This window comes from Klebsiella sp. JN_Kp122, assembly GCF_040062085.1.
GTDB lineage: Bacteria > Pseudomonadota > Gammaproteobacteria > Enterobacterales > Enterobacteriaceae > Klebsiella > Klebsiella aerogenes.
In genome coordinates this window covers 49,710-72,489 of record NZ_JBEAHW010000037.1, presented here as the reverse complement: position 1 = coordinate 72,489, position 22,780 = coordinate 49,710, and the positions used below count along the sequence as shown (strand labels likewise).

The 22,780-nt window shown below is 58.1% G+C and carries 22 protein-coding genes; 14 read left to right on the top strand and 8 right to left on the bottom strand.

Translation table 11 applies throughout. The annotated features are described in order from the left end of the window. Window positions 1–10 precede the first annotated feature (10 nt). The 7 genes from pepP (at window position 11) to ABLU78_RS15165 (ending at window position 9,455) form a co-directional block, all read left to right on the top strand. A complete protein-coding gene (gene pepP / locus ABLU78_RS15195; RefSeq protein WP_020077969.1) occupies window positions 11–1,327 on the top strand; it encodes a Xaa-Pro aminopeptidase in 1,317 nt (438 codons plus the stop codon). After that, window positions 1,324–2,502 (top strand): 2-octaprenyl-6-methoxyphenyl hydroxylase, encoded by a 1,179-nt coding sequence (gene ubiH, locus ABLU78_RS15190; RefSeq protein ID WP_015703430.1) that lies wholly within the window; start codon window positions 1,324–1,326, stop codon window positions 2,500–2,502. The genes pepP and ubiH overlap by 4 nt, the downstream gene beginning before the upstream one ends. Window positions 2,503–2,512: 10 nt before the next feature. Then, window positions 2,513–3,715 (top strand): FAD-dependent 2-octaprenylphenol hydroxylase, encoded by a 1,203-nt coding sequence (gene ubiI / locus ABLU78_RS15185; RefSeq protein WP_046883084.1) that lies wholly within the window; start codon window positions 2,513–2,515, stop codon window positions 3,713–3,715. Window positions 3,716–4,137: 422 nt separating this feature from the next. Further along, window positions 4,138–5,232, top strand: a complete 1,095-nt coding sequence (gene gcvT / locus ABLU78_RS15180) for a glycine cleavage system aminomethyltransferase GcvT (protein ID WP_002916480.1) — start codon at window positions 4,138–4,140, stop codon at window positions 5,230–5,232. A 24-nt stretch (window positions 5,233–5,256) separates the two neighbouring features. After that, complete coding sequence (gene gcvH, locus ABLU78_RS15175) at window positions 5,257–5,646, top strand: glycine cleavage system protein GcvH (RefSeq protein WP_020077973.1); 390 nt, start codon at window positions 5,257–5,259, stop codon at window positions 5,644–5,646. A 130-nt stretch (window positions 5,647–5,776) separates the two neighbouring features. After that, window positions 5,777–8,650 (top strand): aminomethyl-transferring glycine dehydrogenase, encoded by a 2,874-nt coding sequence (gene gcvP / locus ABLU78_RS15170; RefSeq protein WP_048229449.1) that lies wholly within the window; start codon window positions 5,777–5,779, stop codon window positions 8,648–8,650. A 61-nt stretch (window positions 8,651–8,711) separates the two neighbouring features. Continuing rightward, on the top strand, window positions 8,712–9,455 hold the full coding sequence (locus tag ABLU78_RS15165; RefSeq protein WP_045359413.1) for an SDR family oxidoreductase: 744 nt from the start codon (window positions 8,712–8,714) through the stop codon (window positions 9,453–9,455). Window positions 9,456–9,574: 119 nt separating this feature from the next. On the opposite strand, the gene ABLU78_RS15160 is transcribed toward ABLU78_RS15165, so the two are convergent. The 6 genes from ABLU78_RS15160 to ABLU78_RS15135 all read right to left on the bottom strand — a co-directional run bounded on the left by ABLU78_RS15160 (window position 9,575) and on the right by ABLU78_RS15135 (window position 15,505). Then, a complete protein-coding gene (locus ABLU78_RS15160) occupies window positions 9,575–10,078 on the bottom strand; it encodes a protein disulfide oxidoreductase (protein ID WP_020077976.1) in 504 nt (167 codons plus the stop codon). Beyond that, entirely contained in the window at window positions 10,068–10,679 is a 612-nt protein-coding gene (locus ABLU78_RS15155; RefSeq protein ID WP_048229447.1) for a DsbA family protein, read from the bottom strand. Before ABLU78_RS15155 ends, ABLU78_RS15160 begins: the two co-directional genes overlap by 11 nt. 1 nt (window position 10,680) lies before the next feature. Continuing rightward, window positions 10,681–12,690 (bottom strand): protein-disulfide reductase DsbD domain-containing protein, encoded by a 2,010-nt coding sequence (locus tag ABLU78_RS15150; protein WP_015369785.1) that lies wholly within the window; start codon window positions 12,688–12,690, stop codon window positions 10,681–10,683. 49 nt (window positions 12,691–12,739) lie between these two features. Further along, the gene (locus ABLU78_RS15145; protein WP_015369786.1) at window positions 12,740–13,099 is read right to left on the bottom strand and encodes a copper resistance protein; all 360 of its coding nucleotides are present in this window, start codon (window positions 13,097–13,099) and stop codon (window positions 12,740–12,742) included. 124 nt (window positions 13,100–13,223) lie between these two features. Continuing rightward, complete coding sequence (gene bglA, locus ABLU78_RS15140) at window positions 13,224–14,657, bottom strand: 6-phospho-beta-glucosidase BglA (RefSeq protein ID WP_032712496.1); 1,434 nt, start codon at window positions 14,655–14,657, stop codon at window positions 13,224–13,226. Window positions 14,658–14,776: 119 nt separating this feature from the next. Continuing rightward, on the bottom strand, window positions 14,777–15,505 hold the full coding sequence (locus ABLU78_RS15135; protein WP_046883082.1) for a MurR/RpiR family transcriptional regulator: 729 nt from the start codon (window positions 15,503–15,505) through the stop codon (window positions 14,777–14,779). A 50-nt stretch (window positions 15,506–15,555) separates the two neighbouring features. Here ABLU78_RS15135 and yqfB point away from each other — a divergent pair, with 50 nt between their 5' ends. Both yqfB and ABLU78_RS15125 read left to right on the top strand, forming a co-directional pair. Then, window positions 15,556–15,867 (top strand): N(4)-acetylcytidine aminohydrolase, encoded by a 312-nt coding sequence (yqfB, locus tag ABLU78_RS15130; RefSeq protein WP_015369789.1) that lies wholly within the window; start codon window positions 15,556–15,558, stop codon window positions 15,865–15,867. 164 nt (window positions 15,868–16,031) lie between these two features. After that, entirely contained in the window at window positions 16,032–16,691 is a 660-nt protein-coding gene (locus tag ABLU78_RS15125) for a hemolysin III family protein (protein WP_008806429.1), read from the top strand. A 150-nt stretch (window positions 16,692–16,841) separates the two neighbouring features. Here the strand turns inward: ABLU78_RS15125 and ygfZ are convergent, their stop codons facing one another. Beyond that, on the bottom strand, window positions 16,842–17,825 hold the full coding sequence (ygfZ, locus tag ABLU78_RS15120) for a tRNA-modifying protein YgfZ (protein WP_015369790.1): 984 nt from the start codon (window positions 17,823–17,825) through the stop codon (window positions 16,842–16,844). A gap of 223 nt (window positions 17,826–18,048) precedes the next feature. Between ygfZ and sdhE the strand changes: the two genes are divergently transcribed. Together sdhE and ABLU78_RS15110 are read left to right on the top strand one after the other, a co-directional pair. Continuing rightward, window positions 18,049–18,315: an FAD assembly factor SdhE gene (gene sdhE / locus ABLU78_RS15115; protein WP_015369791.1), complete on the top strand. Its 267-nt coding sequence runs from the start codon at window positions 18,049–18,051 to the stop codon at window positions 18,313–18,315. After that, the gene (locus ABLU78_RS15110) at window positions 18,296–18,706 is read left to right on the top strand and encodes a protein YgfX (protein WP_015369792.1); all 411 of its coding nucleotides are present in this window, start codon (window positions 18,296–18,298) and stop codon (window positions 18,704–18,706) included. Before sdhE ends, ABLU78_RS15110 begins: the two co-directional genes overlap by 20 nt. 7 nt (window positions 18,707–18,713) lie before the next feature. Here the strand turns inward: ABLU78_RS15110 and fldB are convergent, their stop codons facing one another. Further along, window positions 18,714–19,235 carry a flavodoxin FldB gene (gene fldB, locus ABLU78_RS15105; protein ID WP_015369793.1) on the bottom strand — a complete coding sequence of 174 codons (522 nt, stop codon included), beginning with the start codon at window positions 19,233–19,235 and terminating at the stop codon, window positions 18,714–18,716. A 100-nt stretch (window positions 19,236–19,335) separates the two neighbouring features. Here fldB and xerD point away from each other — a divergent pair, with 100 nt between their 5' ends. Genes xerD through recJ form a run of 3 tightly spaced genes read left to right on the top strand, consistent with a single transcriptional unit; the run spans window position 19,336 to window position 22,707 of the window. Continuing rightward, window positions 19,336–20,232: a site-specific tyrosine recombinase XerD gene (gene xerD, locus ABLU78_RS15100; protein ID WP_015703420.1), complete on the top strand. Its 897-nt coding sequence runs from the start codon at window positions 19,336–19,338 to the stop codon at window positions 20,230–20,232. A 22-nt stretch (window positions 20,233–20,254) separates the two neighbouring features. Continuing rightward, window positions 20,255–20,968: a bifunctional protein-disulfide isomerase/oxidoreductase DsbC gene (gene dsbC, locus ABLU78_RS15095; RefSeq protein WP_015369795.1), complete on the top strand. Its 714-nt coding sequence runs from the start codon at window positions 20,255–20,257 to the stop codon at window positions 20,966–20,968. A gap of 5 nt (window positions 20,969–20,973) precedes the next feature. After that, window positions 20,974–22,707: a single-stranded-DNA-specific exonuclease RecJ gene (gene recJ / locus ABLU78_RS15090; protein WP_015369796.1), complete on the top strand. Its 1,734-nt coding sequence runs from the start codon at window positions 20,974–20,976 to the stop codon at window positions 22,705–22,707. Window positions 22,708–22,780 lie beyond the last annotated feature (73 nt).

Sequence of the window (22,780 nt, the reverse complement as noted above, 5' to 3'; positions counted from 1 at the left end):
AGGGGGCGTCATGACACAGCAGGAGTTTCTTTCTCGTCGCCAGGCATTATTGGCGCAGATGCAGCCGGGCAGCGCGGCGCTGATTTTTGCCGCGCCGGAAGCGGTACGCAGCGCAGATTCGGAATATCCCTACCGGCAGAACAGCGATTTTTGGTACTTCACCGGCTTCAACGAACCGGAAGCGCTGCTGGTGCTGATCAAAAGCGATGAAACGCACAATCATAGCGTGCTGTTTAACCGCGTTCGCGATCTGACGGCGGAAATCTGGTTTGGCCGCCGTCTGGGCCAGGATGCCGCGCCGGGTAAACTCGGCGTCGATCGCGCGCTGGCGTTTAGCGAAATCAACCAGCAGCTGTATCAACTGCTCAACGGCCTGGACGCTATCTATTTTGCCCAGGGCGAATATGCCTATGCCGATGAAATTGTGTTTAACGCCCTCGAAAAACTGCGTAAAGGTTCACGTCAGAACCTGCAGGCGCCGAACTCCGTCATCGACTGGCGGCCTGTGGTGCATGAAATGCGCCTGTTCAAATCCGCGGAAGAGCTGGAAGTGATGCGCCGCGCCGGTGAAATTTCCGCCCTTGCCCATACCCGGGCGATGGAAAAATGCCGCCCGGGCATGTTCGAATATCAGCTGGAAGGCGAAATTCTCCACGAATTCAACCGCCACGGCGCGCGTTTCCCGTCTTATAACACCATCGTTGGCGGCGGCGAAAACGCCTGCATCCTGCACTACACCGAAAACGAATCCGAACTGCGTGATGGCGATTTAGTGCTGATTGACGCCGGCTGTGAATACCGCGGCTATGCGGGCGATATCACCCGCACCTTCCCGGTTAACGGTAAATTCACTAAACCGCAGCGTGAAATCTACGACATCGTGCTGGAATCGCTGGAAACCGCGCTGGAGCTGTATCGTCCGGGTACCTCCATTTATGAGGTTAATCAGGAAGTGGTGCGCATTATGATTACCGGCCTGGTGCGGCTGGGGATCCTGAAAGGCGAGATTGACGAGCTTATCGCCAACAACGCCCACCGTCCTTACTTCATGCATGGCCTGAGCCACTGGTTGGGTCTGGATGTGCACGATGTCGGCAATTACGATACCGACCGTTCGCGCGTGCTGGAACCGGGAATGGTGTTGACCGTCGAGCCGGGGCTGTATATCGCCACCGACGCCGACGTACCGGCCCAATATCGCGGCATCGGCATTCGTATTGAAGATGACATCGTGATTACCGAAGATGGCAACGAAAATCTCACCGCCAGCGTGGTGAAGAAGGCGGATGAGATCGAGGCGCTGATGGCGGCGGCGCGCCAGTCATGAGCGTGCTGATTGTCGGCGGCGGGATGACCGGCGCGACGCTCGCGCTGGCCATCTCCCGTTTGACCGGCGGTGCGCTGCCGGTTCATCTGATTGAAGCGCAGGATCCGGCGTCGTCACGCCACCCAGGTTTTGACGATCGGGCGATCGCCCTGGCTGCGGGCACCTGCCAGCAGCTGGCGCGCATCGGTATCTGGCAGAACCTTGCTAAACGAGCGACGCCTATCCAGCGGGTACACGTCAGCGACCGCGGCCATGCCGGGTTTGTAAACCTGGCGGCGGCCGATTACGGCCTGTCGGCGCTGGGGCAGGTGGTTGAACTCCACGATGTCGGCCAGCGGCTGTTTAGCCTGCTGCGCGAGGCGCCGGGCGTCACCCTGCACTGTCCGGCGAAAGTGGAAGCGGTCAACCGCAGCCAGGATAGCGTCAGCCTCACCCTTGATAGCGGCGAAACGATCAACGGTAAGCTGCTGGTGGCGGCAGATGGTTCGCGTTCGTCGCTGGGCGCCCGCTGCGGCATTAGCTGGCAGCAGCAGCCCTATGAGCAACTGGCGATTATCGCCAACGTTAGCACCGCGTTGCCGCACGAAGGCCGCGCCTTCGAGCGCTTTACCGAGCACGGTCCGCTGGCGATGCTGCCGATGTCGCAAGGGCGCTGTTCGCTGGTGTGGTGCCATCCGCAGTCGCGGCGCGACGAGGTGCTGAGCTGGTCTGACGAACGTTTTTGCCAACAATTACAGCAGGCGTTCGGCTGGCGGCTTGGGCGCATTACCCATGCCGGTAAGCGTAGTGTTTATCCGCTGGCGTTAACCACCGCTATCCGTTCGGTGTCGCACCGTCTGGCGCTGGTCGGCAACGCGGCGCAGACATTACACCCGATCGCCGGGCAGGGCTTTAATCTCGGTCTGCGCGACGTGATGAGCCTGGCTGAAATGCTTGCCGACGCCCATGCGCTCGGCGAGGATGTGGGCAATTATTCTCTGCTGTGCCGCTACCAGGCGCGGCGAGCGGATGATAAAGCCGCCACCATCGGCGTGACCGATGGGCTGGTGCATCTCTTTGCCAACCGTTGGGCGCCGCTGGTGGCGGGGCGCAACGTCGGTCTGATGGCGATGGAATTATTTACCCCGGCGCGCGATGCGCTGGCGCAGCGTACCCTCGGTTGGGTTCCCCGTTAAGGAGTAGAACGTGCAAAGTGTTGATGTTGCCATTGTTGGCGGCGGAATGGTGGGACTGGCGGTAGCCTGTGGTTTACAGGGCAGCGGCCTGCGCGTCGCGGTGCTGGAACAAGCGGCGCCGCAGCCTCTTGACGCCGATGCGCCGCCGGCGCTGCGCGTTTCGGCTATTAATGCCGCCAGCGAAAAGTTACTGGATAAGCTGGGCGTCTGGAGCGAAATCATCGCCCAGCGCGCCAGCTGCTATCACGGCATGGAAGTGTGGGACAAAGATAGCTTTGGCCGCATTAGCTTCGATGACCAGAGCATGGGCTTTAGCCATCTGGGCCATATTATTGAAAATGCCGTGGTGCATCACGCGCTGTGGCAGAAGGCGCAGCGCTGTGCTGACGTTACCCTGCTGGCGCCTGCGCAACTGCAGCAGGTAGCGTGGGGCGAAAACGAAGCCTTTCTGAGCCTGCAGGACGGCAGCATGCTGACCGCGCGGCTGGTGGTCGGCGCCGATGGCGCCAATTCGTGGCTGCGTAATAAAGCGGATATTCCGCTGACCTTCTGGGACTATCGCCATCATGCGCTGGTGGCGACGATACGAACCACCGAGCCGCATCAGGCCGTGGCGCGTCAGGCGTTCCACGGTGAAGGCATTCTAGCCTTCCTGCCGCTTAGCGATCCGCATCTGTGCTCGATCGTCTGGTCGCTGTCGCCGGAGGAGGCGCAGCGAATGCAGCAGGCCGATGCAGCCGCGTTTAACCAGGCGCTGAACATCGCTTTTGATAATCGCCTTGGCCTTTGCCAGCTTGAAAGCGAACGGCAGGTTTTCCCGCTGACCGGACGCTACGCGCGTCAGTTCGCCGCCCATCGTCTGGCGCTGGTTGGCGATGCCGCCCACACTATTCATCCGCTGGCCGGGCAGGGGGTGAATCTTGGCTTTATGGACGCCGCCGAGCTTATCGACGAGCTGAAGCGCCTGCACGCGCAGGGTAAAGATATCGGTCAGCATTTGTACCTGCGCCGCTATGAGCGCAGCCGCAAGCACAGTACCGCGCTGATGCTGGCGGGTATGCAGGGGTTCCGCGAAATGTTTTCCGGCAGCCATCCGGCGAAGAAACTCCTGCGCGATATGGGGCTCAAACTGGCCGATTCGCTGCCTGGCGTAAAACCACAGTTGATTCGCCAGGCGATGGGCCTCAACGATCTCCCCGCCTGGTTACGTTAACCCCGTCACACTTCTTTTACCCGGCCTGCGTGCCGGGTTTTCTCTCTCATTTGAAATATTCTAATTTCACCTCTTTTTTCGCATTAGTTTTATTAATGCGCTCTTTTTTTTGTTAAAGAAATTAGGCCCGTAAAATCGCATAAAACACCATCATCACCTGACTGGTTGGCTCATTATGTTAATTTTATGTGGCGTAAATCGCTTTTTTCCAGTCAATAACTCTGTAGGCTTTTCGGCGCGCTTTGGTCATAAGCTAATGTGATGTCCTGATTTACCTTATGGTTTAGCACCGGGTTCGGTGGTAAGTTCAGGCAAAAGAGAACGTTTGCGTCGGTGTCCGTAAGCGGTGCCGTCGCCGGATTTCGTGGCGCAAAATCGCCGACAATATCGTGGCTGGTTCCGTTTTATTCGATGAGGAAAAGATGGCTCAACAGACTCCGTTGTATGAACAACACACGCTGTGCGGCGCTCGCATGGTGGATTTCCATGGCTGGATGATGCCGCTGCATTACGGGTCCCAGATTGATGAGCACCACGCGGTGCGCGGCGATGCAGGGATGTTCGATGTGTCGCATATGACCATCGTCGATTTCCACGGCAGCCGGATCAGAGAGTTCTTGCGCTATTTGCTGGCAAACGATGTGGCGAAGCTTACCACCCCAGGCAAAGCACTCTACACCGGCATGCTAACCGCTTCCGCCGGCGTCATCGATGACCTGATTGTTTATTTCCTTTCTGAAGATTATTTCCGCCTCGTTGTTAACTCCGCCACTCGTGAAAAAGACCTCGCCTGGATTTCCGAACAAGCCGAACCTTACGGTCTTGAAATCACCGTTCGCGACGATCTGTCGCTGATCGCGGTGCAGGGTCCGCAGGCGAAAGCGAAGGCGGCGACGCTGTTCACCGACGCTCAGCGCCAGGCAGTGGAAGGCATGAAGCCGTTCTTCGGCGTACAGGCCGGCGACCTGTTTATCGCCACCACCGGTTATACCGGCGAAGCGGGTTATGAAATCGCTATGCCGAACGAGCAGGCTGCTGATTTCTGGCGCGGTCTGCTGGATGCCGGCGTTAAGCCTTGCGGTCTTGGCGCGCGCGACACCCTGCGCCTGGAAGCCGGGATGAACCTGTACGGCCAGGAGATGGACGAAGGCGTCTCGCCGCTGGCGGCGAACATGGGCTGGACTATCGCCTGGGAGCCCGCCGATCGTAACTTCATCGGCCGCGAAGCGCTGGAAATGCAGCGCGAAAAAGGCACCGAGCAGTTGGTGGGCCTGGTGATGACCGAGAAAGGTGTCCTGCGCGGCGGCCTGCCGGTACGTTTTACCGATAGCGACGGTAATCAAAAAGAAGGCATTATCACCAGCGGCACCTTCTCGCCGACGCTGGGCTACAGCATCGCGCTGGCTCGCGTACCGGCCGGGATTGGCGACACCGCGGTGGTGCAGATTCGTAACCGTGAAATGCCGGTAAAAGTGACTAAACCTGGTTTTGTACGCAATGGCAAAGCCATTGTGTGATTTCCCTTTTTTGGAGATGAATTGATGAGCAACGTACCAGCAGAACTGAAATACAGCAAAGAACACGAGTGGCTGCGTAAAGAAGCGGACGGCACCTATACCGTCGGGATCACCGAGCACGCGCAGGAGCTGCTTGGCGACATGGTTTTCGTTGACCTGCCGGAAGTGGGCGCCACCGTTGAAGCGGGCGCCGATTGCGCCGTTGCCGAATCCGTGAAAGCGGCTTCCGATATCTACGCGCCGATTAGCGGTGAAATCGTTGCCGTCAACGAAGAGCTGAACGACTCTCCGGAACTGGTCAACAGCGACCCGTATAGCGACGGTTGGATCTTCAAAATCAAAGCCAGCGACGAAGCGCAGGTTGCCGCGCTGCTGGATGCGGCCGCCTATGAAGCTCTGTTAGAAGACGAATAAATGTGTGCCGGATGGCGCTGCGCTTATCCGGCCTACGAACTTTGTAGGCCCGGTAAGCGCTAGCGCCACCGGGCAATTCAGGTAAGTAGAGACAATCACGATTCACCGCACGTTTCAGGAACCATCGCTCATGACTCAGACTTTAAGTCAGCTTGAAAACCGCGACGCCTTTATTGAACGTCACATTGGCTCGGACGCTCAGCAGCAGCAAGAGATGCTGAAGACCGTCGGCGCGGATTCGCTTAACGCCCTGATTGGCCAGATTGTGCCGCAGGATATCCAGCTGGCGACCCCACCACAGGTGGGCGACGCGACTACCGAATTCGCCGCGCTGGCGGAGCTGAAGGCGATCGCCGGTCGCAACAAGCGCTTCAAGTCTTACATCGGCATGGGCTACACCGCCGTGCAACTGCCGCCGGTCATTCAGCGCAACATGCTGGAAAACCCGGGCTGGTACACCGCCTATACCCCTTACCAACCGGAAGTATCCCAGGGCCGTCTGGAATCGCTGCTCAACTTCCAGCAGGTCACTCTGGATCTGACCGGGTTGGATATCGCTTCCGCTTCGCTGCTTGATGAAGCCACCGCCGCCGCCGAAGCGATGGCGATGGCCAAACGCGTGAGCAAACTGAAGAACGCCAACCGCTTCTTCGTTGCCGCTGACGTTCATCCACAAACCCTGGATGTGGTTCGCACCCGTGCGGAAACCTTTGGCTTCGACGTGATTGTCGATGACGCCGACAAAGTGCTAGATCACCAGGATGTTTTTGGCGTGCTGCTGCAGCAGGTTGGCACCACCGGTGAAATCCACGATTACAGTAAACTGATCGCCGAGCTGAAAGCGCGCAAAGTGATTGTCAGCGTCGCCGCCGACTTTATGGCGCTGGTGCTGCTGACGGCGCCGGGCAAGCAGGGCGCCGATATTGTCTTCGGTTCCGCTCAACGTTTCGGCGTGCCGATGGGCTATGGCGGCCCGCACGCGGCCTTCTTCGCGGCGAAAGATGAATTCAAACGCTCCATGCCGGGCCGTATTATCGGCGTATCGAAAGATGCGGCGGGTAATACCGCGCTGCGCATGGCGATGCAGACTCGCGAGCAGCATATCCGCCGCGAGAAAGCGAACTCCAACATTTGTACCTCGCAGGTTCTGCTGGCCAACATCGCCAGCCTGTACGCGGTATTCCACGGCCCGGCGGGCCTGAAACGTATCGCTGGCCGCATTCATCGCCTGACCGACATTCTGGCCGACGGCCTGCAGAAGAAAGGGCTGAAGTTGCGCCATGCGCACTACTTCGACACCCTTTGCGTCGAAGTGGCGGATAAAGCCGCGGTGCTGGCGCGTGCCGAAGCGCTGCAGATTAACCTGCGTAGCGATATTCACGGCGCGGTTGGCATTACGCTCGATGAAGCGACCACCCGCGAAGATGTGCTGAACCTGTTCCGCGCCATCGTTGGCGACGATCACGGTCTGGATATCGATACCCTGGATAAAGACGTGGCGCTGGATAGCCGTTCGATCCCGGCGGCGATGCTGCGCGACGATGCGATCCTCACCCATCCGGTGTTTAACCGCTACCATAGCGAAACCGAGATGATGCGCTATATGCACGCGCTGGAGCGTAAAGATCTGGCGCTGAACCAGGCGATGATCCCGCTGGGCTCCTGCACCATGAAACTGAACGCCGCAGCGGAGATGATCCCGATCACCTGGCCGGAATTTGCCGAGCTGCACCCGTTCTGCCCGGTCGAGCAGGCGGAAGGTTATCATCAGATGATCGCCCAGCTTTCAGACTGGCTGGTGAAACTAACCGGCTATGACGCCGTCTGTATGCAGCCGAACTCCGGCGCGCAGGGCGAGTATGCTGGCCTGCTGGCGATTCGCCACTATCACGAAAGCCGCAACGAAGGCCATCGCGATATCTGCCTGATCCCAAGCTCCGCGCACGGCACCAACCCGGCTTCCGCGCAGATGGCGGGTATGCAGGTGGTGGTGGTTGCCTGCGACAAAAACGGCAACATCGATCTTGCCGATCTGCGTGAAAAAGCAGAGCAGGCGGGGGCGAATCTTTCCTGCATCATGGTCACCTACCCGTCGACCCACGGCGTGTATGAAGAGACCATCCGTGAAGTGTGCGAGATAGTGCATCAATTCGGCGGCCAGGTTTATCTCGATGGCGCCAACATGAACGCCCAGGTCGGGATCACTTCTCCGGGCTTTATCGGCGCTGACGTTTCGCACCTCAACCTGCATAAAACCTTCTGCATTCCGCACGGCGGCGGCGGTCCGGGTATGGGCCCTATCGGCGTGAAAGCGCACCTGGCGCCGTTTGTACCGGGCCACAGCGTGGTACAAATTGAAGGCATGCTGACCCGCCAGGGCGCGGTTTCCGCCGCGCCGTTCGGCAGCGCTTCCATTCTGCCGATCAGCTGGATGTATATCCGCATGATGGGCGCGGAAGGGCTGAAACAGGCGAGCCAGAACGCGATTCTCAACGCCAACTACATCGCTACCCGGCTGAAAGATGCTTACCCGGTGCTCTATACCGGTCGCGATGGTCGCGTGGCGCACGAATGTATTCTTGATATTCGTCCGCTGAAAGAAGAGACCGGCATTAGCGAGCTGGATATTGCTAAACGCCTGATCGACTTTGGTTTCCATGCGCCGACCATGTCCTTCCCGGTCGCCGGGACGCTGATGGTTGAGCCGACGGAATCGGAAAGCAAGGTAGAGCTGGACCGCTTTATTGACGCCCTGCTGGCGATTCGCGCGGAAATCGATCGCGTGAAAGCCGGTGAATGGCCGCTGGAAGATAACCCGCTGGTGAACGCGCCGCACACCCAGGGCGAGCTGGTGAGCGAGTGGAACCATCCGTACAGCCGCGAGCTGGCGGTATTCCCGGCTGGGTTGCACAACAAGTACTGGCCAACGGTGAAACGCCTGGATGACGTGTATGGCGATCGTAACCTGTTCTGCTCCTGTGTGCCGATGAGCGAATACCAGTAAGTGGCGAATTAGCTAAACTTTTAAAGGCGCTGCGGCGCCTTTATTTTTTTGGAGAGAAGGTATGGCGATAGCTCTGATTAGCGGCGCGAGCCGCGGCATAGGCCGGGCGACGGCGCTGCTGTTGGCGCAGGAAGGGTATACCGTCGCGGTCAATTACCATCACAACATTAAAGCCGCAACCGAAGTGGTCAATACCATTGTTGAATCTGGCGGCAAAGCCACGGCGCTGCGGGCGGATATCAGCGATGAAGCGCAGGTGATGGCGATGTTTGAGGCGATTGACCGTATGGGCGAACCGCTGATGGCGTTGGTCAACAACGCCGGGATCCTGTTTACCCAATGTACGGTGGAGAGCCTGAGCGCCGAGCGTATTAACCGCGTGCTGGCCACCAACGTCACCGGCTACTTCCTCTGCTGTCGCGAGGCGGTAAAACGGATGTCGCATCGGCATGGCGGCAAGGGCGGGGCGATAGTTAACGTTTCGTCGGCGGCCTCGCGCCTTGGCGCGCCGGGAGAGTATGTTGACTATGCCGCGTCGAAAGGGGCGGTAGATACCCTGACCACCGGGCTGGCGCTGGAGGTGGCGGCGCAGGGGATTCGGGTAAACGGCGTGCGTCCGGGGCTGATTTATACCGAGATGCACGCCTCCGGCGGCGAACCGGGACGCGTGGATCGGGTAAAAAATTCGCTACCGATGCAGCGCGGCGGCCAGCCGGAAGAGGTCGCTCAGGCCATTGCCTGGCTGCTGAGCGACAAAGCGTCGTATGTGACGGGTAGCTTCCTCGAACTGGCGGGCGGGAAATAACCCCTAGATGTCTATTGCCCGGCGGCGCTGCGCTTGCCGGGGCTACGGGGTCAAGGCCGAACGGTAGGCCGGGTAAGGCGTAGCCGCCACCCGGCATAAAGACCGGTAAAGCGGCTGGTCTACCAGGAGGCCAGCCACAGCCTCAGGCGCATTCCCCAACTGCTGGTCCAGCCGGTGGTAACCGACTTCACCTCACCTTGAGAAATGACCACCAGCGTTGGCGTTACCTGGATATCCCACTGCCGCGCCAGCTGGCCGCTCGGATCATTTACCGTCGGCAGCGCCATTTTCTTCCTGGTCAGCCACTTCTCAAGCGTGGCGTTATCGCCGGAACGCAGGGCTACCGTCAGCACATTGCCGCCGTCGGCGGCAAGCGATGCCACCGACGGCGTGGTATAGCGACAGACTCCGCACCAGGTCGCCCAGACGTACAGCAGCAGCGGCTTTTGCTGACTCATAGCGTTCAGATCCAGCGTCCTGCCGTCGAGTGTCTGCAGCGATGTGGCGCTGAAGTTTTGCGGCAGCGCGGGCTGGCGAAAATAATCCACCGCCAGGCTCACCGCCGCGCCAATCAGCAGCCACACCGCCAGCTCGCGTAGCCAGCGTCTGATTTTACTGGCCACGGGCTTTCGCCAGCTGCTCTTTCACCAGCCCCTCCAGGTCTTCAGCAGGGATCGCGCCGGCCACCATCTGAGCGCCGATGATGGTCGCCGGGGTGCCCTGAATATTCAGCACCTGCGACAAAATCAGGTTCATTTTCAGCGAATCCATGGTCTTGTCATCGATATTCACGCTATCGGTGGCGGTTTTCTTCTGCACGGCGGCGATGCTGGCGTCATCGTGATAGCCTTTTTTCGCCATCAGCCGCTGATGCAGCGCCCAGAACTTATCGGGCTGCTGACGCCAGGTGGAGAGCGCGGCTTTAGCGGCATTCACCGAACTCTGCCCTTTAAACGGCAGCAGCTTAACGATGAGCTGAATATCCGGATTATCGTGGACGATTTTTTCCAGCATCGGATCAAACTGTTTGCAGTAAGGACAGTTGTAATCGGTAAACGAGACGATTGTGAGTTTTGGCTCTTTCGCGCCGGTACGCGGGCTGTTCGGATCGTTAAACAGCAGCTGGGCTAACTGGTCATTACCGTTCGATTGTGGTTCTTCCGCCGGTGCGGCGAAGCTGAAGGCCGATACGCACAGCAGTAATAAGGCGGTGATAGCTCTCATGTTATTTTCCTTTAGCGGCGGAGAGGGTGGCGAGAAGTTGTTCGCGGTCTAACAGCGCAGGCAGAATTTGTCCCTGCGGCAATCCCGGTCCGTAAATCTGGTTAAACGGCACCGCGGCGCTGCCGCGTGCGGTTAAAAACTGACTAATGTCAGCGGAGGGGCGGCTCCAGTCTCCGCGTAAGGCGATCACATCTGGCGCTGATAGCGCCTGCTGGACGTCATCCCGCAGCAGCACGTTGTATTTATTGGCTTTACAGGTCACGCACCAGTCGGCGGTGACATCAATAAATACCCGTTTATGCTCCGCAAGGGCGTTAGCGATAGCCTGCTCGCTGAGCGGCTGCCAGTTAACCCGGTCTCGGCGCGGGCCCTGGCCGTCCTGTTGTGCGACAAAGGCGACGGCGCCCGCCACCACGATGGCCAGAGCGCCCGCGCGCAGCGCCGTACGCCAGCGGTAGCGCCAGGCGGTGGCCAGGAGCAGGAAGATGGCCAGAATCACCAGCAGGGTAAGCACCGGCGTACGGCCGATGTGGATCGTCAGCAGGCTAACCAGCCATAGCGCTGAACCAAGCATCATTAGCCCCAACACCACGCGCAGATGATTCATCCAGCGGCCTGGACGTGGAAGTCGTTGCGCCAGACCCGGCCAGGCGACGATAAGCAGCCACGGCAGGCTCATACCGATCCCCATGGCGAAGAAAATCCCCCACAGCAGCGGCAGCGGCGCCACCAGCGCTACCGAAACGGCGGTACCGAGGAACGGCGCGGTACAAGGCGTCGCCAGCAGGGTGGCGAAGGCGCCCTGCCAGAAATGGCCCATTAAGCCGTTGCCGCCGCGGGTGGCGAGGAAGGTACTGGCGTTGGAGGAGAGACGGATTTCGAACAGCCCTAATAAACTGGCGCTGAACAGCACCATCACCAGCGCCATCGCGCCGATAAACCACGGGTTCTGGAACTGGATCCCCCAGCCGAGCGCCTGATTACCTAAACGTAGCGCGGTCATCATCAGCGCCAGCGCCAGGAAGGAGACGACGATTCCGCATACCGAGGCGAGGAACTGCCGCCGCACCGCGCCGCGTTCACGACGTTCGGTTTGCACCAATGAGCCGAGTTTCATCGCCAGCACCGGCAGCACGCAAGGCATGACGTTGAGGATAAGCCCGCCGGCCAGCGCCATCAGCAGCACCCAGCCTAACGCCAGCCCCGGCGCGGCACTGCCGGCGGTGATGGCGATATGGCTTTCCTGCGCCTGGCCGTTATCGGCCAGCACCAGCGACAGCGTTTTGCCGCTCAGATCCGGCGCCGCTTCGCCCCAGCTATCGGTGACCGGTACGGTGGCAGTCAACGTATCGCCGTGGCTGGTAAAGCTCGGCTTGCCGAAATCGACATCCTCCATGCTGTCGATAAACAGCGCTGGCTGCTGCCAGCCGGCATCGCGGCGGGCGGTTACCGTCAGCTTTCCGCTGACGTAGCTGGCGCTAAGCGCCGAGGTGAGACCGTCGCGCAGGGGCAGCGTGCCCATCGCGCGGGTGAAATCGTAATTAAATTGCTCCCCCGCCGGAGCCGTCATATCCAGCGAAAAGGGGTAGTCAGTGAGAATGCAGACATTGCTGCAGGTAGAGAGCGTCAGTACGCCGCTTAGCGTCGGCGGTATTTTCCCGCGCAGGGTCATCGGGAAGCTGACGTCGCCGTGATACCCCTGAGTGGAAATGCCCGCGACGTCAAAGCGTTGCGGCGTCGGCCAGCGCCAGTTAACCTCCAGCGGCGTGTGCCAGGCGATAGCTGGCGCGATGCCGCCTTCGCCCGGCGAACGCCAGTAGGTTTTCCAGCCCTTTTCCAGCGCTACGTCTAAAAGCAGGCGGGTGTCGCCATTGCTTTCGCTTTGCGCCCGCAGGCGCACGCTGGCGTGTTGATTGTCGGCGGCGCGCAGCCAGCCGCTATCGGCGGCCTGGCTGACGGGCAGCCATAGCCAAAGCAGGCAGACCAGCAGTCGCCTGAATACCATAAACATAAATTTTCTCCGTAAGTAATAAATTAACCTGAGCTGTCAGGAGAATTAATCACTCACGGAAGACGCATAATCGTAGATGCACCCGCAATCGGGGAGGAGAAATGACGCGGGGAGGCCAGATTCGCTCGATGCGCGGCGGGATGGCCGCCAGCACCGCCAGCAGCAGGGCGATCGCTAATAGCGCCCCTTCAAACAGCATCGGCGGAACGGCCATCAGCGACTTGGCGCTGAGTTCGCAGGGGGAGACCGGCGCCTCGGCATTATCCGGGCCCGGTTGGGCGGATTGGCTGGCGGCCGTGACGTTCATCACCAACGCATGCATCCCCGCCATTCTCTGGGCGGTGCAGATCAGCACCACCAGGCAGGCAAGAAGTACAAGAAGAATGGCTTTGCGTTGTCGCTTAATCATGGTCGCCTCAAATATTCACGAGGCCTATCTTATCGGGCGAACGCGTTTTAGCAATGGTAAAGCTGTAAAGAAGTGTCTGGCGGATAAGTGATTTGCCCCCTCCCGGCCGGGAGAGGGCGGTTAATTACAGATTCTCGCCGTTGCTGGCAATGACTTCTTTGTACCAGTTAAAGCTCTTCTTGCGCGAGCGGGACATGTCGCCGGTGCCGTCGTCGTGTTTATTGACGTAGATGAAGCCGTAGCGTTTGCTGTACTGGCCTGTGGTGAAGGAGACGCAGTCGATGCAGCCCCATGGGGTATAACCCATCAGATCAACGCCGTCATAAGTCACCGCTTTAATCATCTCTTCGACGTGGGCGCGCAGATAATCGATGCGGTAGTCATCGTTGATGCTGCCGTCGGCTTCTACTTTGTCGTAGGCGCCAAAGCCGTTTTCCACGATAAACAGCGGCTTCTGGTAGCGCTCATACAGTTCGCACAGGGCGTAGCGCAGGCCAACCGGGTCAATCTGCCAGCCCCAGTCGGAGGCTTTCACGTGCGGGTTCGGCACGCTGCCTTCGAAGCCGGAAATGGCATCGCCGGTGCCGCCTTCGGCTTTCACCGCGTTGGTCATGTAGTAGCTGAAGCCGAGATAGGCGCAGGTGCCTTCACGCAGGATCTGCGCGTCGCCGTCTTCCATCTTGATGTTGAAGCCGCGGCGTTCCCATTCATTCAACACATAGCTCGGGTAGTAACCGCGCAGCTGGACATCGGTAAAGACATAGCGTTCGCGCATCGACTCCTGGGCAAACATGACATCTTCTGGTTTGCAGGAGTAAGGGTAGAGGGCGACCATCGCCAGCATGCAGCCGACCTGCATTTCCGGGTTGATACGACGCGCCGCTTTCACCGCCAGCGCGCTGGCGACGAACTGGTGATGTAGCACCTGGTACATGGTCTCTTCCGGGTTTTCATGCTCGGTATAGACCACGCCGGAACAGCAGTAGCCGAACAGCGGCGCGCGCCAGTTACGCTGGTTATTGATCTCGTTAAAGGTCATCCAGTATTTCACTTTGTGCTTATAGCGCTCAAAGACAACTTCGGCGAAGCGCACAAAGAAATCGACCACTTTACGGTTGGTCCAACCGCCATACTGCTGTACCAGATGCAGCGGCATTTCAAAGTGGGAAAGGGTGATCACCGGCTCGATGTTGTACTTCAGCAGTTCATCAAACATGTCATCGTAGAATTTCAGCCCTTCTTCATTTGGCTGGGTTTCGTCGCCCTGCGGGAAGATGCGGGTCCAGGCAATAGAGGTGCGGAAGCATTTGAAACCCATCTCGGCGAACAGTTTGATGTCTTCTTTGTAGTGGCCGTAAAAATCAACCGCTTCATGGTTAGGGTAATACTTACCCGCCTCGACCTGTTGGGTGATTTCGCGCGGCACGCCGTGCGCCCCGCCGGTTAAAACGTCGCAGATGCTGGGGCCTTTGCCGCCTTTATTCCAGCCGCCTTCAACCTGATGCGCAGCGACCGCGCCGCCCCACAAAAAGTCTTTTGGAAGAGTCAATTTTTTCATCTTTACTAATCTCTATGAATCACTATTGCGATTGAGTCTAGCAAAGCGAAATTGAATGTCACGATATAACAAATCCCGCTAAAGGTAATATGTTACATCGAAAAAACAGGCTGTTATTTTTAGCCGATTTTGCGCGATAATTTACGCCCCAGGGATTCGAGAATATATATCACCGGAATCTGCGTTGTAATATCGTAAACGCCGCCGATGCGCGTTTGCGGCACGTGCCAGGAGAGATTGAAATCAGCCAGTTTTGCCAGCCGCGAATGCTCATGGCTGGTAATCGACATCACTTTACAGTGATGCAGGCTGAACTGGCTGGCAAAGCGCAGGATCTCTTCGGTTTCACCGGAGACGGAAAGCACAATCGCCAGCGCGTTGCGGGCCATATCATTGGTGACCGGGAAATAAGGATCGTCAATATGGTTGCTGAATTTCCCGACGTTGGAAAAGAAGCGCGCGCCATATTTCGCCAGCGCGCCGGAGGTGCCGGCGCCGACGAAAATAATACGCTCGGAGGAGAGAATAATATCGACGGCCTGTTCGAGCAATTCATCGAACTCGTCATTATTGACGCTTTTAAAAAAGCTCATTATTTCGCTGGCGCCGATATTTGCCTGTTGAGGCTCATTCTGCTCAAGATATAATTTAAAGCGTACGCGAAATTCAGAGTAGCCCTCGCACTGCAGTTTGCGACAGAAGCGCAACACGGTAGTGGTGGATACCCCGGCGGCCTCGGCCAGTTCGCGAATAGTCATGTACATCACTTTGTCACGATTCTTAATGACGTAGTGGTAGACCATCATCTCAAGATTATTGAGACTAGCGACAGCGGCGTGGGAGAACATACTCACAGTGGCGAACTCACAATTCATAAAGACCAGGACGGAATTATATCATGCAGGCTAATGACATTACCTTTTTTCAGCGTTTTCAGGACGACATCCTCGCCGGGCGCAAAACGATCACCATTCGCGATGCGGCGGAGTCGCACTTTAAGCCCGGTGATGTGCTGCGCGTCGGACGTTATGAAGATGACGGCTACTTTTGCACTATCGCTGTTACCGCGACCTCGACGGTGACCCTCGACACGCTAACTGAACAGCATGCTCAACAGGAGAATATGACCCTCGAACAACTGCGGCAGGTCATCAGTGAAATCTATCCTGCGGAAGATCGGTTTTATGTTATTGAATTCAAACGTCTTTAAATAAAACCAGCACAACTGTTAGTTGAAATATTGTTGTAACACTATGATTTTAATGTGTTTACAAATATACATCGTTTTATTTTAGCTAACAGGTGTTCACTGGAATCATTCTCAGTTAACCTAAGTGGGCAATGAAAGCGTTCTTGTTTTCACGGAGTCAAAATATGGTTCGCAAACCATTAATCACTCAGGGATATTCTCTGGCAGAGGAAGTTGCCAACAGCATCAGTCACGGGATCGGGCTGGTGTTCGGTATTGTCGGCCTTGTGTTGCTGCTGGTGCAGGCGGTAGACACGAACGCCAGCGCGACGGCGATCACCAGCTACAGCCTGTACGGCGGCAGTATGATTATGCTGTTCCTCGCTTCCACGCTCTATCACGCTATCCCGCATCAGCGGGCGAAACAGTGGCTCAAGAAATTCGACCACTGCGCCATCTACTTGCTGATTGCCGGAACCTACACGCCATTTTTGCTGGTGGGATTGAATTCGCCGCTGGCAAAGGGGTTGATGATTGTCATCTGGAGCCTGGCGCTACTGGGGATCCTGTTTAAGCTGACTATCGCGCACCGCTTTAAAATTTTGTCGCTGGTGACCTATCTGACGATGGGCTGGCTGTCGCTTATCGTGGTCTATCAACTGGCGGTGAAGCTGGCGGTAGGCGGGGTAACGCTGCTGGCGGTTGGCGGGGTGGTGTACTCGCTGGGGGTCATCTTCTACGTCTGCAAACGTATTCCTTATAACCACGCTATCTGGCACGGCTTCGTGCTCGGCGGCAGCGTGTGTCACTTCCTGGCGATTTATCTTTACGTCGGCCAGTCCTGATCAAACGTCCACGGCGGCGCTACGCTTACCGTGGCTACGATATTCTGCGGCCTGGAAATTCCACGATGGCGCTGCGCTTGCCGCGGTCACGATATTCTGCAGGCTGGTAGCCCGGCTAAGGCGCAAGCGCCGTAAGCCGGGAACTGTTCCTTAATCTTCTTCCAGCGAATACGGCAATGGCTTGATGCTCAGGCTGCCGGCATCATCACGCACGCGGAACACGCTGTCCGGTTCCATATCGTTATTCATCACCACCTGGACCATCAGGCTTCCGTCATCCAACTGTACGGCTGCCAGCACCGTACCAGTGCGGCGCCAGTTGTCGCCCATTTTCAGCTCCAGATCTTCCCCGGCTTCCGGCACCCGGCTGGCGGTACCCGCCAGCGTCCACAGCGCGCGTTTATTGGCGCCGCGGAATTTCGCCCGGGCGACCATTTCCTGGCCGGTGTAGCAGCCTTTCTTGAAGCTGATACCGCCCAACGCCTGCAGGTTGGTCGCCTGCGGAATGAACTGCGCGCTGTTTACGCTGTCGATAACCGGCAGACCGGCCTCGATGTTCAGCGCCAGCCACTGCTGGCTGTTGTTAAGCTGCGCTTCGCCGCGCAGCGCGTCTGTCACCCGGTTGGCGGTGTCGGCATCGGTCACCAGCAGGAAGCGTTCGGCAGGATGTTCAAACCACAGCAGGCTGGTCACGCCTTCGGTGACCACCGGTTTACCAGCGTCCGGCAGCGCGGCGAACAATGGAGCCAGCGCGGCGCGCGCCTGGAAACCGGCAACGCCCAGCAGGACCAGATCGTCGTTTGCGGCGATGGTGACTTTGGAGAAGACGGCATATTTTTTCAGTTCGGTCAGCTGCGCTTCGCGCAGGCTGCGGCGCTCAATCCACGCGAAACCGCCGTCGCGGTGGAAGACGCGCAGGTTGCTCCACATTTTGCCTTTGGCATCACAGTGCGCGGCAAGCAGATGCTGATCGGCGGTTAAATGGCTGACATCGGCGGTGATCTGCCCCTGCAGATACTTCTCGCCATCCGGACCGGTAATCGTCGCCAGCGCCCAATCATCCAGCGTCATCAGCGTTAACGGCAGACGAGCGGAAGAAGAGGGCTGACGCGGAGGAAAAGGTGTAAAAGCCATAGTCATATCCTGAATAGCTTAACGCAGAGTGAATGACTAATGGTAAAAGAGCTATGGTGCAATGCAAGCGCTTTCGGCAAGCCATTTGTGCCCTCAGGATGCGGTGAATAGCCAACCGGATTTTGGGCTTTTATGGAATGCTGCTCGCACAAGGCGATATTACTGTAAAGTAAGTGCCTAAAAAGGGTTAAACTAAGCTATATCTTGATGCTGGAAGGACAACATGGACATTAACAACAAAGCTCGCATCCACTGGGCATGCCGCCGCGGTATGCGCGAACTCGATATCTCCATCATGCCGTTTTTCGAGTATGAGTACGACACGCTCAGCGATGACGACAAGCGCCTGTTCATCCGTTTGCTGGAGAACGATGATCCGGATCTGTTTAACTGGCTGATGAATCACGGCAAGCCGGCAGATGCGCAACTTCAACGGATGATTAATTTAATCCAGACTCGGAATCGGGAACGTGGTCCTGTGGCAATCTGATTTACGTATTTCCTGGCGTTCGCAGTGGTTCTCGCTGCTGCTGCACGGGGTGGTGGCGGCGATAGTGCTGCTCATGCCCTGGCCGTTAAGCTACACCCCGATTTGGCTCCTGTTGCTATCGCTGGTGGTGTTTGACTGCGTGCGCAGCCAGCGGCGGATCCACGCCTGCCAGGGAGAAATTAAGCTGTTGATCGATTCCCGTTTACGGTGGCAAAAAACGGAATGGGATATCGTCGGGACGCCATGGGTTATCAGCAGCGGGATGCTGCTGCGCCTGAAGCATGCGGAAACCGGCCGTAGCCAGCATTTGTGGGTGGCGGCGGATAGTATGGATGCGGGGGAATGGCGGGATTTGCGCCGGCTGGTGCTGCAAAAACCGGCGCACGACTAACTCAGGATCAGGCGAAGTGCTCCGCCATTTCGCCGAGGATCTGCTCGCACCAGTTCTGGATGCGCTCATCGCTCAGGTCGTACTGATTGGTTTCATCCAGCGCCAGGCCGACAAACAGTTGGCCATCGGCGATAACCGGTTTCGGGCTGGTGAACTCATAGCCCTCGGTTGGCCAGTAGCCGACAAACTTCACGCCTTTGGTCGCCAGCTTATCGTGCAGCATCCCCAGCGCGTCAAGGAACCATTCGCCGTAACCAAGCTGATCGCCCATGCCGTACAGCGCGACGATTTTGCCATTCAGATCTAAGGCGTCGAGCTGTTCCCAGACCGCTTCCCAGTCTTCCTGAATTTCGCCGAAATCCCAGGTCGGGATGCCGAGAATCAGCACGTCGTACTGGCTCATCAGCGCGGGGGAGTCATCTTTCAGATTATGCAGCGTCACCAGCTCGGGGCCGATGATATCGCGGATTTTTTCCGCGGCCATTTCGGTATAGCAGGTACTGGAGCCGTAAAAAAGACCTATATTCATCGCGTAAACGTCTCAATTCTTGCCGTGAATTGCGCCCAGTGTACCAGAAAGGCGGCCTCTTAAGGCATAATGAGGGCGTATAACGAACAAAGAGGCCGATGTGAAACAGGATCTGGCACAAATTGAACAGTTTCTCGATGCCCTTTGGCTGGAGCGTAATCTGGCGGAGAACACGCTCAGCGCCTATCGCCGCGATTTGACGATGTTAGTAGAGTGGCTGCATCATCGCGGGCTGTCGCTGGCGAGCGTCGGCAGCGACGATCTACAGGCGCTGCTGGCCGAGCGGCAAACCGGCGGCTACAAAGCGACCAGTACCGCACGGCTGCTTAGCGCCGTGCGCCGCTTCTTCCAGCATTTGTACCGGGAGAAAGTCCGCCCGGACGATCCCAGCGCGCTGCTGGCTTCGCCGAAGCTGCCGCAGCGGCTGCCGAAAGATCTCAGCGAGGCGCAGGTTGAGCGTCTGCTGCAGGCGCCGCTGGTGGAGCAGCCGCTGGAGTTGCGCGATAAGGCGATGCTGGAAGTGCTGTATGCCACCGGCCTGCGCGTCTCCGAACTGGTTGGCCTGACGATGAGCGATATCAGTCTGCGACAGGGCGTACTGCGGGTCATTGGTAAAGGCAACAAAGAGCGGCTGGTGCCGCTGGGCGAAGAGGCGGTGTCATGGGTAGAAAATTACCTTGAATACGGCCGCCCGTGGCTGCTGAACGGCGTGGCTTCGGACGTGCTTTTCCCCAGCCAGCGCGCGCAGCAGATGACGCGCCAGACATTCTGGCACCGCATTAAACACTATGCCGTACTGGCGGGGATCGACAGCGCGAAGCTCTCCCCGCACGTGTTGCGTCATGCGTTTGCCACGCATTTGCTCAATCACGGCGCCGATTTACGCGTGGTACAGATGCTGTTAGGACACAGCGATCTCTCCACCACGCAGATCTACACCCACGTGGCGACCGAACGGTTACGACAACTTCATCAACAGCATCACCCGCGGGCGTGAGTGCTGAATAAAAGGACTGAGTATGAAAAAAGGTTTATTGATGTTCACCCTGCTGGCGGCTTCACTCTCCGGCGCGGCGCATGCCGATAGCGCGGCGATCAAACAGTCGCTGGCGAAACTGGGTGTGCAGAGCACCGATATCCAACCGTCGCCGGTTTCCGGGATGAGCACGGTGCTCACCGACAGCGGCGTGCTGTACGTCACTGACGATGGCAAACACATTATTCAGGGACCGATGTATGACGTTAGCGGCGCGCAGCCGGTTAACGTCACCAACCAGTTGCTGGTCGGCAAGCTGAACGCCTTAACCAAAGAGATGATTGTCTATAAAGCGCCGAAGGAGCAGCATGTCATTACCGTCTTTACCGACATCACCTGCGGCTACTGCCACAAACTGCACGAGCAGATGAGCGACTATAACGCGCTGGGGATCACCGTGCGTTATCTGGCCTTCCCGCGCCAGGGGCTGCAAAGCCAGGCCGAGCAGGATATGAAAGCGATCTGGTGTGCGAAAGATCGTAATAAAGCGCTGGATGACGCCATGAATGGTAAAGGCGTGCAGCCGGCGAGCTGCAGCGTAGATATCGCCAAACATTATACCCTCGGGGTGCAAATGGGCGTCAACGGCACCCCGGCGATGGTTCTCAGCAACGGCATGGTGCTGCCGGGCTATCAGGGGCCGAAAGAGCTTAAAGCTTTCCTCGACGAGCATCAAAAACAGACAAGCGGTAACTGATTCGCGTGAAACAACAGATACAACTACGCCGCCGCGAGGCGGTTGATGGCGTCGACCTCCCCGCCGACCTGCCGCCGCTACTGCAGCGGTTGTATGCCAGCCGCGGCGTGCGCAGCGCGCAGGAGCTGGAACGCGGCGTCAAAGGCATGTTGCCATGGACGCAACTCACCGGCGTTGAAAAAGCCGTTGAAATGCTGCATGACGCTTTCCAGAAAGGGTTACATATTGTGGTGGTCGGCGATTTTGACGCCGATGGCGCCACCAGTACCGCGCTCAGCGTGCTCGCCTTGCGCGCGCTGGGCTACGGTAACGTTTCCTATCTGGTGCCGAACCGTTTTGAAGACGGCTATGGTTTAAGCCCGGAAGTGGTCGAGCAGGCGCACGCGCGCGGCGCGCAGATGATCATGACCGTCGATAACGGCATTTCATCACATGCCGGCGTCGATCACGCCCATAAGCTCGGTATCCCGGTGCTGGTGACCGATCACCACCTGCCGGGCGATACGCTGCCGGCGGCGGAGGCCATCGTTAACCCTAACCTGCGCGATTGCGACTTCCCGTCAAAATCACTGGCCGGGGTCGGGGTGGCGTTTTATCTGATGCTGGCGCTGCGCACCTTCCTGCGCGATAACGGCTGGTTCGAGGCCCGCGGTATCGCCGCGCCAAACCTTGCCGAGCTGCTGGATTTAGTGGCGCTGGGCACCGTTGCGGACGTGGTGCCGTTAGATGCCAACAACCGCATCCTGACCTGGCAGGGGTTAAGCCGCATTCGCGCCGGAAAATGTCGGCCAGGCATTAAAGCGCTGCTGGAAATTTCCAACCGCGATCCGCAAAAGCTTGCCGCCAGCGATCTCGGTTTCGCCCTCGGGCCGCGCCTGAATGCTGCGGGGCGGCTGGATGATATGTCCGTCGGCGTTGCACTGCTGCTGTGCGATAACATCGGCGAAGCGCGGGTGCTGGCCAATGAGCTCGATGCGCTTAACCAGACGCGTAAAGAGATTGAACAGGGGATGCAGGCCGAAGCGCTGACTCTGTGTCAGCAGCTGGAACGCAGTAGCGACACCCTGCCCGGCGGGCTGGCGATGTACCATCCGCAATGGCATCAGGGGGTAGTCGGCATCCTGGCATCACGGATTAAAGAGCGCTTCCATCGCCCGGTTATCGCTTTTGCGCCTACCGGCGACGGCACGCTCAAAGGTTCTGGCCGCTCCATTCAGGGGCTGCACATGCGCGATGCGCTGGAGCGCCTTGATACGCTTTATCCTGGGCTAATCCTCAAATTCGGCGGCCACGCGATGGCGGCGGGCTTATCGCTGGAAGAGGCGCGTTTTGAAGAGTTTCAACAGCGCTTCGGCGAGCTGGTGACCGAGTGGCTGGATCCCGCATTATTGCAGGGTGAGGTGGTTTCCGACGGCCCGCTGGCGGCGGCGGAGATGAGCATGGAAGTGGCGCAGATGCTGCGCGATGCCGGGCCATGGGGGCAGATGTTCCCGGAACCGCTGTTTGATGGCCGTTTCCGCCTGCTGCAGCAGCGGCTGGTGGGCGAGCGTCATCTGAAAGTGATGGTCGAGCCGGTTGACGGCGGGCCGCTGCTGGACGGTATTGCCTTCAACATCGATACTTCCATTTGGCCGGATAACGGCGTGCGTGAAGTACAGTTAGCCTACAAGCTCGACATCAACGAGTTCCGCGGCAACCGTAGCCTGCAGCTGATCATCGATCACCTCTGGCCAAATTGACAACAGTGTATTAATAAGGGCGCGAATCCGGTAGAATTCCGCTCTTATCACCGCATTTTGACAAATCCATTAA

Coding starts and splice junctions, on each gene's coding strand:
- pepP (WP_020077969.1), top strand. CDS start 11: ATGACACAGCAGGAGTTTCTTTCTCGTCGCCAGGCATTATTGGCGCAG.
- ubiH (WP_015703430.1), top strand. CDS start 1,324: ATGAGCGTGCTGATTGTCGGCGGCGGGATGACCGGCGCGACGCTCGCG.
- gcvT (WP_002916480.1), top strand. CDS start 4,138: ATGGCTCAACAGACTCCGTTGTATGAACAACACACGCTGTGCGGCGCT.
- gcvH (WP_020077973.1), top strand. CDS start 5,257: ATGAGCAACGTACCAGCAGAACTGAAATACAGCAAAGAACACGAGTGG.
- gcvP (WP_048229449.1), top strand. CDS start 5,777: ATGACTCAGACTTTAAGTCAGCTTGAAAACCGCGACGCCTTTATTGAA.
- ABLU78_RS15165 (WP_045359413.1), top strand. CDS start 8,712: ATGGCGATAGCTCTGATTAGCGGCGCGAGCCGCGGCATAGGCCGGGCG.
- ABLU78_RS15155 (WP_048229447.1), bottom strand. CDS start 10,679: ATGAGAGCTATCACCGCCTTATTACTGCTGTGCGTATCGGCCTTCAGC.
- ABLU78_RS15150 (WP_015369785.1), bottom strand. CDS start 12,690: ATGTTTATGGTATTCAGGCGACTGCTGGTCTGCCTGCTTTGGCTATGG.
- ABLU78_RS15145 (WP_015369786.1), bottom strand. CDS start 13,099: ATGATTAAGCGACAACGCAAAGCCATTCTTCTTGTACTTCTTGCCTGC.
- bglA (WP_032712496.1), bottom strand. CDS start 14,657: ATGAAAAAATTGACTCTTCCAAAAGACTTTTTGTGGGGCGGCGCGGTC.
- ABLU78_RS15135 (WP_046883082.1), bottom strand. CDS start 15,505: ATGTTCTCCCACGCCGCTGTCGCTAGTCTCAATAATCTTGAGATGATG.
- yqfB (WP_015369789.1), top strand. CDS start 15,556: ATGCAGGCTAATGACATTACCTTTTTTCAGCGTTTTCAGGACGACATC.
- ABLU78_RS15125 (WP_008806429.1), top strand. CDS start 16,032: ATGGTTCGCAAACCATTAATCACTCAGGGATATTCTCTGGCAGAGGAA.
- ygfZ (WP_015369790.1), bottom strand. CDS start 17,825: ATGGCTTTTACACCTTTTCCTCCGCGTCAGCCCTCTTCTTCCGCTCGT.
- sdhE (WP_015369791.1), top strand. CDS start 18,049: ATGGACATTAACAACAAAGCTCGCATCCACTGGGCATGCCGCCGCGGT.
- fldB (WP_015369793.1), bottom strand. CDS start 19,235: ATGAATATAGGTCTTTTTTACGGCTCCAGTACCTGCTATACCGAAATG.
- dsbC (WP_015369795.1), top strand. CDS start 20,255: ATGAAAAAAGGTTTATTGATGTTCACCCTGCTGGCGGCTTCACTCTCC.